Origin of the sequence: Microcella sp. (assembly GCF_046296455.1) — a bacterium.
GTDB lineage: Bacteria > Actinomycetota > Actinomycetes > Actinomycetales > Microbacteriaceae > Microcella.
Genome location: NZ_JBKBLF010000008.1, coordinates 70,768 through 83,791 on the forward strand (window position 1 = coordinate 70,768; position 13,024 = coordinate 83,791).

Genomic DNA, 13,024 nt, shown 5'->3' on the forward strand with positions numbered 1-13,024 from the left:
ATGGGCGTCACGCCCCTCATCTGGATCATCACCATCGCGGTCACGATCGCCTTCTTCATCTGGGAGTTCTACGCACATGTGCGTACCCCACACGAGCCCACGATCGCCGAAGCGGCCAAGTGGTCGGTGTTCTACATCACGCTGGCCCTGATCTTCGGTGTGGGCATCGGAATGGTCTCGGGGTGGCAGTTCGGCGGTGAGTACTTCGCCGGGTACCTGACCGAGAAGGCGCTGTCGGTCGACAACGTCTTCGTCTTTTTGCTCATCATGACCGCATTCGCGGTGCCCAAGATGTATCAGCAGAAGGTGCTCCTGATCGGCATCGCGATCGCCCTCATCATGCGGGGAATCTTCATTGCCGTCGGCGCGACGCTCATCTCCAACTTCTCGTGGATCTTCTACATCTTCGGCGCCCTGCTGCTCGTGCTCGCGTATCGCCAGGCATTCGCCTCACACGAGACTGACCCGCAGAACATCGGCATCGTCAAGTTCGCCCGTCGGCACTTGCCGTTCGTCGATCAGTATCACGGGGACAAGCTCTCGGTGAAGATCGACGGCAAGCGGTTCTTCACCCCCATGCTGCTCGTGATCGTGGCGATCGGCTTCGTCGACCTGATCTTCGCGGTCGACTCGATCCCGGCGATCTACGGTCTGACCGAAGAGGCCTACATCGTCTTCACCGCGAACGCCTTCGCGCTGATGGGTCTGCGCCAGCTCTACTTCTTGATCGGCGGACTGCTCGAACGACTCATCTACCTCGCTCAGGGGCTCGCCGTCATTCTCGCGTTCATCGGCCTCAAGCTCATCTCGCACGCCCTCAAGATCAATGAGCTGCCCTTCATCAACGGCGGCGAGCCGGTGAAGTGGATCCCCGAGATCCCCATCTGGTTCTCGCTCGGGTTCATCGCGACGACGATCCTGGTCGCGACCGTGCTGAGCCTGCTCAAGACGCGCACGACGAACAAGGCGACCCAGGAGGTCTCGCCCTAGCTGTTTCGCCGGCACGCCTCCTCGGGGCAGCCGTTCCAACGGTTGCAAAAGTCCTTGACGATCGCCAGCCCGACCGGCAGGGGGTAGTCGTCGGCGCACACACCGTTGACCCGCTCGGCCGCATCTTCGACCTGCATGGTGAAGAACCGGCAGACCCAGGTGTAGTGGAAGAACGTGCGCGCGATAGCGACGACCTGGGGATGCGTGAGGCGGTCAGGCTCGCGCTGCCCGATCACTCGAAAGACGGCGTCGAGGGCCTGATCGAGCGACGGCCGGCGAGGATCGGCCCACACGTCGGGGGCGATCGACGGGGCGAGCGGGGACTCGACAGACGTTGACACAACGTCAGTATGCGGCATCGGACGCTGGCGCGCACGGGGGAACGGCGGCGGGCTCCACCCCTTGACTTAATACCCAGGGGGGGTATACCGTGGCGCCCATGAACGAGACGCACGCACACCACGATCACGACCACGCCACCGCCACGGCGTCTGCGGCGCCCGATGCGCACGCCGGCCACGATGCGCACGCCGGCCATGGCGGCCACGCCGGCCACGGCGATCACGTCGCGCAGTTCCGCCGCCTCTTCTGGTGGAACCTGCTCCTCGCCGTCCCCGTCGTCGGGTTCAGCGCGATGTTCGCGATGATCCTGGGCTACGAGCTGCCGGGCATCCCGGGCATCGAATGGGTTTCGCCCGCCCTCGGCACCGTCATCTTCGTGTGGGGTGGCCGCCCGTTCCTCACGGGCGCCGTCGACGAGCTGCGCGCGCGCCGCCCTGGCATGATGCTGCTCATCGGCCTCGCCATCACGACCGCCTTCTTTTCGAGCATGGGGGCGAGCCTCGGCCTGCTGTCGCACGAGCTCGACTTCTGGTGGGAGCTCGCCCTGCTCGTCGTCATCATGCTGCTCGGCCACTGGATCGAGATGCGCTCGCTCGCCCAGACCACGAGCGCGCTCGACTCGCTCGCCGCGCTGCTGCCCGATGAGACCGAGCGCGTGACGGCCGACGGCGTCGAGACGGTGAACCCCGCCGAACTGGGCGTGGGCGACCTCGTCATCGTGCGACCCGGTGCGCGTGTGCCGGCGGACGGCACGATCGCCGAGGGCTCGGCCGCCTTCGACGAGTCGATGATCACGGGCGAATCGCGCACCGTGCGCCGCGAGCCCGGCGACACCGTCGTGGCCGGCACGGTCGCGACCGACTCGGGTGTGCGCGTGAGCGTCACAGCGGTGGGCGACGATACGGCCCTCGCGGGCATCCGCCGCCTCGTCGCCGAGGCGCAGGCCTCGTCGTCGCGCGCGCAGCGCCTCGCCGACATCGCCGCCGCGTGGCTGTTCTGGTTCGCGCTCGGAGCGGCCGCGATCACCGCGATCGTCTGGTTCTCGCTCGGGATGCCCGGCGACGCGATCATCCGCACGATCACCGTGCTCGTCATCGCGTGCCCCCACGCGCTCGGCCTCGCGATCCCGCTCGTGGTGTCGATCGCCACCGAGCGCGCGGCCCGCGGCGGCGTGCTCGTGAAAGACCGCCTCGCCCTCGAGCGCATGCGCACCGTGAGCGCCGTGCTCTTCGACAAGACCGGCACGCTCACGAAGGGCGCTCCGACGGTGACCGCGGTCGAGACCGCGGGCACCCACACCGACGACGAGCTGCTCGCGCTCGCCGCCGCCGCCGAGACCGACAGCGAGCACCCGCTCGCGAAGGCCATCGTGCGGGCGGCGGGCGAGCGCGGGGTGAGCATCCCCGTCGCCACCGAGTTCACCTCGAGCCCCGCGCTCGGCGTCACCGCCCAGGTCGACGGCCGCACCGTGAGCGTCGGGGGCCCCGGCATGCTCGAGCGGCACGGCGCCGGCGAGCTCGCGGTCGCCGACACCTGGCGCGAGCAGGGCGCGATCATCCTGCACGTGCTCGTCGATGACGAGGTCGTCGGCGCGCTCGCGCTCGCCGACGAGATCCGCGCCGAATCGCGGCTGGCGGTGAATGCCCTGCAGACCAAAGGCATCACCGTCGTCATGATCACCGGCGACGCGCAGGCTGTGGCCCAGTCGGTGGCCGCCGAGCTCGGTATCGACCGTGTCTTCGCCGGGGTGCGCCCGCACGACAAGGCGGCGAAGGTCGCCGAGCTGCAGGCCGAGGGCCTGAGCGTGGCGATGGTCGGCGACGGCGTCAACGACGCCCCGGCGCTCGCCGCCGCCGATGTCGGCATCGCGATCGGCGCGGGCACCGACGTGGCGATCGGCACGGCCGGGGTGATCCTCGCGAGCGACGACCCGCGCTCGGTGCTCTCGGTCATCGAGCTCTCTCGCGCGAGCTACCGCAAGATGCAACAGAACCTGTGGTGGGCGGCGGGCTACAACCTCATCTCGGTGCCGCTCGCGGCGGGCATCCTGGCCCCGATCGGGTTCATCCTGCCGATGTCGGTCGGAGCCCTGCTCATGTCGGCCTCGACGGTGGTGGTGGCGCTCAACGCGCAGCTGCTGCGCCGGCTCGACCTGCGGCCCGAGCGCCTCGGTGAGTAGACCGCGTTCAGCCGGCACAGCGCAGACACCCAGGCGGCGTGGGGGGCGAGCGGATACCGTCGTGGAATGACCACGATCACGTCGCTCACCTCTACGCCGCTCACGATGCTCGATGGTCGTGCGACGACCTTCGGCGAGTTCGCCGACCACGTGGTGCTCGTCGTCAACGTCGCATCTCGCTGCGGGCTCGCTCCGCAGTACGCCGACCTCGAGCAGCTGCAGAAGACCTACGGCGACCGCGGCTTCACCGTGCTCGGCCTGCCCTCGAACCAGTTCTTGCAAGAGCTGTCGAGCGAGGAGAAGATCGCCGAGTACTGCAGCACGACGTGGGGCGTCACCTTCCCCATGACCGAGAAGGTCAAGGTCAACGGCAAGAAGCGCCACCCGCTGTACGAGCAGCTGGTCGAGGCGAAAGACGCGCTCGGCATGGCCGGCCCCGTCACCTGGAACTTCGAGAAGTTCCTCGTGCTGCCGACCGGCGCCGTGCACCGTTTCCGCCCGAACGTAAAGCCCGATGCGCCCGAGATCGTGGCGCTCATCGAGGCGAACCTGCCCCGCTGATCGGGCTCGTCACACCTCGATCGCACCGCCGCGCTCGGCGAGGTAGCGGCGCAGGCTGAGGTCGGGCTCGACCGCCTGGCGTGCGCGATAGGTCGTGAAGTCGAGTTGCGCGCGCAGGCTCTCGCCGCCGCGCATGCGCTCAGCCTGCGCGAGCTCGACGGCCTGGATCTGCCGGGCAGCCTCGGCGACCCGATCCCACTGCGATGCGGCGATCACGAGCACGCCGTCGTCGTCGGCCGCGATCACGTCGTCGGCCGTCACCTCGACCCCGTCGAGCCAGGCGGTGCGCATCGGCCGGCCGGCCGGGGGCACGCGGCGCGGCCCCGGTGGCAGCGCTCCGCGACTGTGCAGCGGGATGCCCAGCTCGACGATCTGCGCCGTGTCGCGGTGCCGGCCCCACACGATGAGCCCGGCCAGACCGGCCTCGCGCGCCTCGAGCGCGACCAGGTCGCCCACACAGGCCTCGTCGTCGCGACCGCCGTTGTCGACCACGAGCACCGCGCCCGGCGGGGCGTCGTCGATCGCTTCGAGAAACACGTCGACACTGCCCGCATGCGTCACGGGCATCGCCGGCCCGGCGATGGGTGCGTGCGGTGCGATCGGCCGCAGCGCGGCCGGCCCGAGTCGCAGCGGCAGCGCGAGGCGAACGCAGGCGTCAGCGAGTGCTGCCGTGGGAACGGGGTCGAGCGTCATGGGGCTCCTTTGACGGGGCGGGCGGTGTCAGACTCGCACACCGCCCGCTCGGTGTCAGCGGGCCACCCACTCCTTCGCGGCCTGCAGCTCGCCGCCGTCGATGCCGTGGCCGCCCGGGCGGCCGATGCGCGTCACCACAGCCCCATGCTCGGTCGCCGTGCGCTCGAGCACGTCGACACTGCCGGCGGGGGCCATCGGGTCACCGGTGCCGTTCAGCAACAGCACCTCGACCCCGGCCAGGTCGCCGATCGGGTCGCGGTCGCCGAAGGGGTACATACCCGAGAACGCCACGACCCGGTCGAGCGCGCCCGGGTGCAGCAGGGCCGTGGCCAGGGCGATGTTGGCGCCGTTGCTGAATCCGAGGGCGGTGAGCGGAGCATCCACTAGCCCGTACTGCTCGCGCGCCGCCCCGATGAACGCGGCGAGCTCGCCCGCCCGCTCGATGACGTCGTCGACGTCGAACACGCCCTCGCCCATGCGGCGGAACCAGCGGGATGCCCCGCCCTCGCGCACGCGACCGAGCGGCGAGAGCACCGATGCGCGGGGGTCGATCGCCGTGGCGAGCGCGGCGATCTCGGTCTCGGTGCCGCCCGTGCCGTGCAGCGTCAGCAGCACGGGTGCGCCCGCCTCACCGGGGGTGAACACGTGCGGCCAGGCGGCGAGGCCGCCCTCGGGGAGGCCGACAGTGCCGCCGGTCATGCGGCGACCTCCGGGTTGTTCTCGGCGGGGAGCGTGATGGGGATCACGGCGTGCTCGATCTGCTCGCGCGAGGGCTCGAGCCACGGCGGCAGCTTGAGCGAGCGGCCCAGTTCGAGCAGCGGCTCGTCGATGTCGAAGCCGGGGGTGTCGGTCGCGATCTCGAAGAGCACGCCGCCCGGCTCGCGAAAGTAGATGCTCGTGAAGTACTGCCGGTCGAGGATCTCGGTGACGCGGTGCCCCTTCTCGGCGAGCTCGTCGCGCCACTGCTGCTGCGTGGCCTGGTCGGGCACGCGGAAGGCGATGTGGTGCACGGTGCCGCCGGCCGTGAGGCCCGGCTGCACGAGGTTCGACGAGTGCACGTCGACGAGGGCGCCGGGCATGCCCTCACCCGCGGCGAGGCGGGTGCGGTTGCCCTGCTGCTCGACCACGCGCATGCCCAGGTCGTTCACCATGAGGGCGATCGTCTGCTCGGCGTCGCGCACGGTGAGCACGCTCGAGTGCTGACCGCGGATGGCGTGCTCGGCCGGAACGCTCGCCGAGTCCCACGGGTCGCGCGGGTCGTGCTCGTGCGTCGCGACGAGCTCGATCTGCAGGCCGTCGGGGTCCTGCACGAGCAGGCGCTCCTCGCTCGAACTCGTCGAGGCGATGCGCGCCTCGGCGCCGACCGAGGCGAAGTGGTCGACCCACCAGCCGAGCGAGCCCGCGGGCACCGAGAAGGCCGTCGAGGTCGACTGGCCCGCACCGATGCGCCCCTGCTGAATGCCGCGCCACGGAAAGAAGGTCATGAGGCTGCCGGGCCGGCCCGCCTCGTCGCCGTAGTAGAGGTGGTACGTGCCGGGGTCGTCGAAGTTAACAGTCTTCTTCACGAGCCGCAGCCCGAGCCCGGTGATGTAGAAGTCGATGTTCTTCTGGGGGTCGCCCGCGATCGCGGTGACGTGGTGCAGGCCCTCGGTGGTTGCGGTCATGACCGATGCTCCTTCGTGTGGTCGCTCGATGATATCCATGCAAACGCATAGAGCGCGAGGGGTATTCCCCATCGGCGGCCGTTCAGGCTCGCCGCCTAGCGTGATCGCATGCTCGAACCGCTGCGGCAGCTGCTGCGCCGCCCCGCCCCTCCGGCGGAGTACTGCGCGACCATCGTGGTCATGAGCGCCGTGACGAAGCTGGATGCTCTCGCCATCGTCGCCCTCGCCGTCGACCGCCCCGTCGAGCGGCAGCGCACCATGAGCCCCTACGTGCTGCTCGACGGCGCTCACCGCGACGGCGCGTGGGTCGAGATCGAGATCCCCAAGTTCGGCGAGCCGCCACCCCTCGCGATCGACGTCTACTCGACGATCAGCGACGACCACGCGCGACTGCATGCCCTGACGCTGCTCGCGCAGCTGGAGCAGTACACCGGCTGGCGTATTCGGCCCGACTTCGGCGCCTGATCGCGGTCGGTGCGGCTGACGGCACCGAGCTCGTTCGCGGCCGGGTCTGGCGGGTCGCGCGGCGGGCGCATAGCATCCCGAACAGAGACGGCATCGTGGCCGTCCACAGACGGGAGAGACCGATGAAGTTCGAGATCGTCAAGGGCAAGAGCACGACGCAGCCGTACTTCTGGCGCATCGTGTCGGGCAACGGCCAGACCCTCGCGGTGAGCGAGAACTACGTGGCCAAGGCCTCGGCCAAGAGCGCCGTCGAGTCGGTCATGAAGAACGCGGCGGGCGCCACGGTCGTCGACCTGACGTAGCCGACGGCTAGGGCAGCAGTCGGGTCGGGCCGCGGAACAGGTACGTCGTCTCGCGGATCGAGCCCAGCCCGAGCATGAGCATGAGCACGCGCGCGAGGCCCATGCCGAACCCGCCGTGCGGCGGCACGCCGTAGCGGAAGAAGTCGAGGTAGAACTCGAGCTCTTCCGGCTCGAGGCCCTTCTCCTTCGCCTGCGCGATGAGCACGTCGACGCGGTGCTCGCGCTGGGCGCCGGTCGAGATCTCGGTGCCGTTGTAGAGCAGGTCGTAGCTGTTCGTGATGCTCGGGTCGCCCTCGCGACGCATGTGGTAGAACGGCCGGATGCCCTTGGCGTAGTCGGTCACGAACACGAAGTCGCTGCCGTGGTTCGCCTTCACCCAGGCGCTCAGGCGGCGCTCGCCCTCGGGGTCGAGGTCGCCGTCGGTGCGGGGAATCTCGTAGCCGCCGTCGGCGACGATCTGTCGCGCCTCGGCGAGCGGGATGCGGGGGAACGGCATGGTGGGCACGGTCACCTCGACACCGAAGGCGGCCTCGATCGCGGCACCGTGCTTCTCGACGACCGCGGTGAACCCGGCCACCAAGAGCTGCTCGTGCATCGCCATGACGTCGTCGTGCGAGTCGATCCAGCTGACCTCGGCGTCGATCGACGTGAACTCGGTCGCGTGGCGCGAGGTGAACGAGGGGTCGGCGCGGAAGGCCGGGGCGATCTCGAAGACCTTGCCGAAGCCGGCGGGCTGCGCCATCTGCTTGAAGAACTGCGGGCTCTGCGCCAGGTAGGCCTTCGTCTCGAAGTACTCCATCTCGAAGAGCTCGGCACGGCTCTCGGAGGCGCTCGCCATGAGCTTGGGGGTGTGGATCTCGATGAAGTCGCGCTCGACCCACCAGCTGCGCAGCGCGTGCTCGAACGTCGTCTGAATCTTGAAGATCAGGCTCGCCTCGGGGCGGCGCAGGTCGAGAAAACGCCAGTCGAGGCGCTTGTCGAGGCTCGAGTCGTCGGCGATGGGCGTCTCGGGCAGGGCCTCGCTCACGACCTCGAGGCCGGCGATCTTCACCTCGATGCCGCCGAGCTTCACGCGCTCGTCGTGCTTGAGCTCGCCCGTGACGCGCACCATCGTGCCGTGCGCGAGCCCGCCGATGGTCTCGGTGAGGGCGGCGGCGGCGAGCTCGTCGGCCGAAGCGCCCTCCTCCAGGTCGCGCGTCGCCGGGTTGACGAGCTGCACGGCGCCCGACTCGTCGCGCAGGATGACGAACTGCACCTTCTTCTGATCGCGCACGGTCTCGACCCATCCGGCGACGGTCACGGGGCCGTCGGGCAGGGGGGCGAGGTGCGCGATCACGGTGCGGGTCATAGCGCCCAAGCCTACCGGCGAGGCGGGGCGCGACCCTGCCGCTCTCGGCCGCGCCAAAGGCGCTGAACTCTAGACTGGCCGCATGCCCGCCGACCTCGTCCACCTCGTGCGCCACGGCGAGGTGCACAACCCCGGGCACGTGCTCTACGGGCGGCTCGAGGGTTTCGGGCTCAGCGACCTCGGGCACCGCATGGCCGCCGCGGCCGTCACGGGTCTCGCCGGGCATCCGGTGACCGCCCTCTACGCCAGCCCGCTGCAGCGCGCGCAGGAATCGGCGGCGCCGTGGGCCGAGGCCTTCGGCCTCGACATCCGCACCGACGAGCGCCTCATCGAGCCGACCAACCGCTTCGAGGGCAAGCGCATGAACGGCCGCACGATCGCCGACCCGCGCAACTGGCACCTGCTGCGCAACCCCCGAGTGCCGAGTTGGGGCGAGCCGTTCGTCGATATCGCGGCCCGGATGCTCGCCGCGATGCACGAGGCGCGCGAGACCGTCGACGCGGGCGAGGTCGTCATGGTCAGCCACCAGTTGCCGATCTGGATGGCGCATCGCGCGCTCGCTGGCGAGCCCCTGCACCACGACCCGCGCAAGCGCCGCTGCTCGCTCTCGAGCGTCACGAGCTTCACCTGGGTCGACGGCCGCTTCGCTGAGACCGGCTATCAGGAGCGCGGCGCAGAATTGCTTGCGAACGCCACCGATCTAGGAGCAGTGTGAGCACCCGCGTCCGTCGCAGCACCGTCATCGCGCTCGCCCTCGTGAGCGCCGCCGTGCTCTCGGGCTGCACCGCCAACGACGACCTCGCCGCGCAGTACCGCTCGGGCAACGGCCAGGGCTACATCTCGGGCGACGGGGCCTACACGGTCGTCGCCGAAGCCGACCGCGGCGAGCCCATCGAGTTCGCCGGGGTCGTCGAGAGCGGTGACACGGTCTCGAGCGACGACTACCGCGGCGACGTGCTCGTCGTGAACTTCTGGTACGCCGGATGCCCGCCCTGTCGTCTCGAGGCCCCGGACCTCGAGGCGCTCGCGCAGCGGTTCGCCCCCGACGGTGTGCGCTTTCTCGGTGTCAACATCTACGACCAGGCGCCGACCGCGCTGTCATTCGCCGAAGAGTTCGGGGTGACCTACCCCTCGATCCTCGACGTCAACGACGGTGCCGTGCGCCTGGCCTTCGCCGGCCAGGTCGCGCCCACCGCCGTGCCGACGACCCTCGTGCTCGACCAGCAGGGTCGCGTGGCCGCGCGCATCGCGGGCCTCGTGAGCGAGCCGAGCGTGCTGCGCTCGATGATCACCGACGTGCTCGCCGAAGCATCGTGAGCGTGCTCGCGACAACGATCGCCACCGCGGTGAACCCGATCGGCGAGATCGTGCTGAGCGGCAACCTGCTGCTCGCTCTTCCGATCGCCCTCGCGGCCGGGTTCCTCGCCTTCGCCTCGCCCTGCGTGCTGCCGCTCGTGCCCGGCTACCTCGCCTACATCGGCGGCGTCACGAGCAGCGCCGAGCTGGAGCAGAAGCGCGGGCGGCTGCTGCTCGGCGTCGCGCTCTTCGTGCTGGGTTTCAGCGTCGTGTTCGTGGGCTTCTCGATCGTCTTCGCGACCGCGGGCCTGCTGCTGCTGCCGTGGATCGACCTCATCACGCGCATCGCGGGCGTCATCGTCATGCTCATGGGGCTCGTCTTCATCGGGCAGGTGTCGTTTCTGCAGCGCTCGCTCGCGCCGCGCATCCAGGTCGCGACGGGACTCGCGGGCGCGCCGCTGCTGGGCATCGTGTTCGGGCTGGGCTGGGCGCCCTGCATCGGTCCCACCCTTATCGCCGTCAATGCGCTCGTGCTCAACGAGGGCGATGTCGCGCGCGCGGCCGCCATCGGCCTCGCGTACTGCCTCGGGCTCGGCATCCCGTTCCTGCTCGTCGCCCTCGGGTTCCGCTGGGTCGCGGGTGCGACCGACTGGCTCAAGCGCAATATCCGCGTCATCAACATCATTGGCGGCGCGCTGCTCATCGTCATCGGACTCGCGATGGTGACGGGCCTGTGGCAGCAGTTCGTCTCGAGCCTGCAGGCGGTGATCGGTGGAACCGTTACGCCCCTCTGACCATCACGACAGCGAGCCGCAGGCCGCACCGATCGCGCAGCCCAAGCTCGACGCGGTCGGCTGGCTGCGCTTCGGCTGGCGCCAGCTCACGAGCATGCGCACGGCCCTCGTGCTGCTGCTGCTGCTCGCGGTCGCCGCCATCCCTGGCTCGCTCGTGCCGCAGCGCTCGGCCGACCCCAACGGCGTCGTGCAGTTCGAAGAGAACAACCCCGACCTGTTCCCCATTCTCGACGCTCTGCAGGTCTTCGACACCTACAGCTCGGTGTGGTTCTCGGCCATCTACCTGCTGCTCTTTGTCTCGCTCATCGGCTGCGTCATCCCGCGCACCCAGCACCACTGGCGGGCTCTGCGCGCGGCGCCGCCCGTGACCCCGGCTCGCCTGAACCGGCTCGTCGGGCACACCGAGCGACAGATCGCCGTGGATGCTGCGGCCGCCCTCGAGGTCGGCGAACGCGTGCTGCGCCGTCAGGGCTACCGGGTGGCGCGCTACGGCGACTCCCTGAGCGCGGAGCGCGGGTACCTGCGCGAGACCGGCAACCTCGTCTTTCACTTCGCGCTGGTCGGCGTGCTGCTGACCGTCGGCATGGCGGGAGGCTTCGGCTACAACGGCCAGCGGGTCATCATCGAGGGCCAGACCTTCACCAACCAGCTCACGAGCTTCGACTCGTTCAACCCCGGGCGCTTCTTCGACGAGACGCGGCTCGACCCCTTCTCGGTGCGGCTCGACGAGTTCGAGCCCGTCTACGACATCGACACCACGTCAGGCGTGCCCGTGGCGATCCCCCTCGACTACACCGCCTCGGTGACGGTCGTCGAGAACGGGGTCGAGCGCGCCGGTCAGATCAAGGTCAACGAGCCGATCGGCATCGGCGGCACCACGAGCTACCTGCTCGGCAACGGCTTCGCCCCGTGGATCACGGTCTACGACCCCGAGGGCACCGCGGTCTTCAGCCAGCCCGTGCCCTTCTTGCCGCAAGACGCGAACCTCACGAGCCTCGGCGTCGTCAAGGTGCCCGACGGCCTCGACGAGCAGGTCGGGCTGCTCGGCTTCTTCTACCCTTCGGCGGTGACGCTCGAGTCGGGCGCGCTCGCGTCGATCTTTCCCGAACCCGACCAGCCGGTGCTGACCCTCAACGCGTTCACGGGCGACCTGGGCATCAACGAGGGAGTGCCGCGCAACGTCTACTCGCTCGATGTCGACGACCTCACGCAGATCACCGGCGGCGAGACCGGTACCGAGTCGCTCGTGCTGCCGCTCGGTGAGCGCGTCGACCTGCCCGACGGCCTCGGCTCGGTCGAGTTCACGAGTCTGCCGCGCTTCATCAGCATCGACGTGCATCACGACCCCACGCAGGCGGGCGTGCTGATCTCGTCGGTGCTCGCCTTCCTCGGCCTGCTGACGAGCCTCTTCGTGCCGCGTCGCCGACTGTGGATCGCCGCCGAGCAGAACGGTGACGGCGTGCGGCTGCAGTACGCCGGCCTCGCGCGCGGCGACGACCCGGGCCTCGAGCGCGCGGTGGCCGAGCTCGCCGATGCGCACCAGGCGGCCCTCGAGGCGACGGCGGTCGACCCCGCCTAGAGCCGGGCGAGCACCGGTCGATCGCGGCTACTGATCGAGGCCGGCCTCGACGAGGGCGCGCAGCTCGTCGAACGAAGCGATCGCCGCCGGCTCACCGTCGACGAAGAAGCTCGGCGTGCCCTGCAGCCCGAGGCCGACCGCGTCATCGCGGTCGCGCGCGATGCGCTCGAGCGTGGCCGGGTCGGCGACCACGCGGTCGTACTCGGCGAGGTCGAGCCCGAGGTCGTCGGCCAGCTGGCGGAAGGTCGCGGCTTGCGAGCCCGTGGCCGGGCTCCACTGCTGCTGCGTGGCGAAGAGCGCCTCGTACATCTCGACTGTGGCGCCCTGGGCCGCGGCGGCCTCGAACGCGAGCGCCGCATCCACCGCATGGGGGTGGATGCTCGTGAGCGGGAAGTTGCGAACGACGATCGCGACGCGGTCGCCGTACTCGGCCTTCAGCTCGGCCACGGCGCTCGCCGCCACCGCGCAGGCCGGGCACTGGAAGTCGAGGAACTCGACCACTGTCACCTCGGGGTCGGCGGGGCTCGTGAGCGCGTGAGAGTCGGCACGCAGCACCTCGGCCGACGCGCTCGGGTCGGGCTCGGGCAGTGCGTCGTCGGCGGCGGGGGTGTTGAGCGTCGTCACGAGCACGGCGACGATCGCGGCGATGAAGGCGAGCACGACACCGACCGCGATGAGTTGCGCGGTGCCCGGCGACATCGCCTTCTTCGGGCTCTTCTTCTTCACGGGGGCGGCAGGGGCGGCAGGCGTTCGAGACATGCCTCGAGCCTGCCAGGGCCGCCTTGGCGGCGGCAGAGTCGAAGGGCCCGAT

At 70.0% G+C, this 13,024-nt stretch carries 15 protein-coding genes; 9 read left to right on the forward strand and 6 right to left on the reverse strand.

What is annotated here, in order from left to right; all coding sequences use genetic code 11:
• A complete protein-coding gene (locus ACK4HH_RS05995) occupies positions 1-990 on the forward strand; it encodes a TerC family protein (protein WP_409649470.1) in 990 nt (329 codons plus the stop codon).
• Here ACK4HH_RS05995 and ACK4HH_RS06000 read toward each other — a convergent pair.
• Positions 987-1,331 (reverse strand): hypothetical protein, encoded by a 345-nt coding sequence (locus tag ACK4HH_RS06000; protein ID WP_409649473.1) that lies wholly within the window; start codon positions 1,329-1,331, stop codon positions 987-989. The two genes, ACK4HH_RS05995 and ACK4HH_RS06000, sit on opposite strands and share 4 nt — an antisense overlap.
• Before the next feature lie 98 nt (positions 1,332-1,429).
• On the opposite strand from ACK4HH_RS06000, the gene ACK4HH_RS06005 reads away from it, so the two are divergent.
• Entirely contained in the window at positions 1,430-3,511 is a 2,082-nt protein-coding gene (locus ACK4HH_RS06005) for a heavy metal translocating P-type ATPase (RefSeq protein ID WP_409649476.1), read from the forward strand.
• Positions 3,512-3,577: 66 nt separating this feature from the next.
• Positions 3,578-4,072 carry a glutathione peroxidase gene (locus ACK4HH_RS06010; RefSeq protein WP_409649479.1) on the forward strand — a complete coding sequence of 165 codons (495 nt, stop codon included), beginning with the start codon at positions 3,578-3,580 and terminating at the stop codon, positions 4,070-4,072.
• Between the two features lie 9 nt (positions 4,073-4,081).
• Here the strand turns inward: ACK4HH_RS06010 and ACK4HH_RS06015 are convergent, their stop codons facing one another.
• The 3 genes from ACK4HH_RS06015 to ACK4HH_RS06025 are packed head-to-tail and all read right to left on the reverse strand — an operon-like array spanning position 4,082 to position 6,429.
• Positions 4,082-4,765, reverse strand: a complete 684-nt coding sequence (locus ACK4HH_RS06015) for an RraA family protein (RefSeq protein WP_409649482.1) — start codon at positions 4,763-4,765, stop codon at positions 4,082-4,084.
• Positions 4,766-4,819: 54 nt separating this feature from the next.
• Positions 4,820-5,464 carry an alpha/beta hydrolase gene (locus tag ACK4HH_RS06020; RefSeq protein WP_409649485.1) on the reverse strand — a complete coding sequence of 215 codons (645 nt, stop codon included), beginning with the start codon at positions 5,462-5,464 and terminating at the stop codon, positions 4,820-4,822.
• The gene (locus ACK4HH_RS06025) at positions 5,461-6,429 is read right to left on the reverse strand and encodes a ring-cleaving dioxygenase (protein WP_409649487.1); all 969 of its coding nucleotides are present in this window, start codon (positions 6,427-6,429) and stop codon (positions 5,461-5,463) included. Before ACK4HH_RS06025 ends, ACK4HH_RS06020 begins: the two co-directional genes overlap by 4 nt.
• Positions 6,430-6,537: 108 nt before the next feature.
• On the opposite strand from ACK4HH_RS06025, the gene ACK4HH_RS06030 reads away from it, so the two are divergent.
• Both ACK4HH_RS06030 and ACK4HH_RS06035 read left to right on the forward strand, forming a co-directional pair.
• Positions 6,538-6,894, forward strand: a complete 357-nt coding sequence (locus tag ACK4HH_RS06030; protein WP_409649490.1) for a hypothetical protein — start codon at positions 6,538-6,540, stop codon at positions 6,892-6,894.
• Positions 6,895-7,016: 122 nt separating this feature from the next.
• Positions 7,017-7,196: a YegP family protein gene (locus ACK4HH_RS06035; protein WP_409649493.1), complete on the forward strand. Its 180-nt coding sequence runs from the start codon at positions 7,017-7,019 to the stop codon at positions 7,194-7,196.
• 7 nt (positions 7,197-7,203) lie between these two features.
• Here the strand turns inward: ACK4HH_RS06035 and aspS are convergent, their stop codons facing one another.
• Complete coding sequence (gene aspS / locus ACK4HH_RS06040) at positions 7,204-8,544, reverse strand: aspartate--tRNA(Asn) ligase (protein ID WP_409649496.1); 1,341 nt, start codon at positions 8,542-8,544, stop codon at positions 7,204-7,206.
• An 82-nt stretch (positions 8,545-8,626) separates the two neighbouring features.
• On the opposite strand from aspS, the gene ACK4HH_RS06045 reads away from it, so the two are divergent.
• From ACK4HH_RS06045 to ACK4HH_RS06060, 4 genes are read left to right on the forward strand one after another with little or no spacing between them, the layout of a single operon-like run.
• Complete coding sequence (locus ACK4HH_RS06045) at positions 8,627-9,259, forward strand: histidine phosphatase family protein (RefSeq protein WP_409649498.1); 633 nt, start codon at positions 8,627-8,629, stop codon at positions 9,257-9,259.
• The gene (locus ACK4HH_RS06050; RefSeq protein ID WP_409649501.1) at positions 9,256-9,861 is read left to right on the forward strand and encodes a TlpA family protein disulfide reductase; all 606 of its coding nucleotides are present in this window, start codon (positions 9,256-9,258) and stop codon (positions 9,859-9,861) included. The genes ACK4HH_RS06045 and ACK4HH_RS06050 overlap by 4 nt, the downstream gene beginning before the upstream one ends.
• A gap of 2 nt (positions 9,862-9,863) precedes the next feature.
• Positions 9,864-10,634 carry a cytochrome c biogenesis CcdA family protein gene (locus tag ACK4HH_RS06055; protein ID WP_409649504.1) on the forward strand — a complete coding sequence of 257 codons (771 nt, stop codon included), beginning with the start codon at positions 9,864-9,866 and terminating at the stop codon, positions 10,632-10,634.
• On the forward strand, positions 10,612-12,213 hold the full coding sequence (locus tag ACK4HH_RS06060; RefSeq protein WP_409649506.1) for a cytochrome c biogenesis protein ResB: 1,602 nt from the start codon (positions 10,612-10,614) through the stop codon (positions 12,211-12,213). Before ACK4HH_RS06055 ends, ACK4HH_RS06060 begins: the two co-directional genes overlap by 23 nt.
• Before the next feature lie 27 nt (positions 12,214-12,240).
• On the opposite strand, the gene ACK4HH_RS06065 is transcribed toward ACK4HH_RS06060, so the two are convergent.
• Positions 12,241-12,972: a DsbA family protein gene (locus ACK4HH_RS06065; RefSeq protein ID WP_409649509.1), complete on the reverse strand. Its 732-nt coding sequence runs from the start codon at positions 12,970-12,972 to the stop codon at positions 12,241-12,243.
• Between the last annotated feature and the right edge of the window lie 52 nt (positions 12,973-13,024).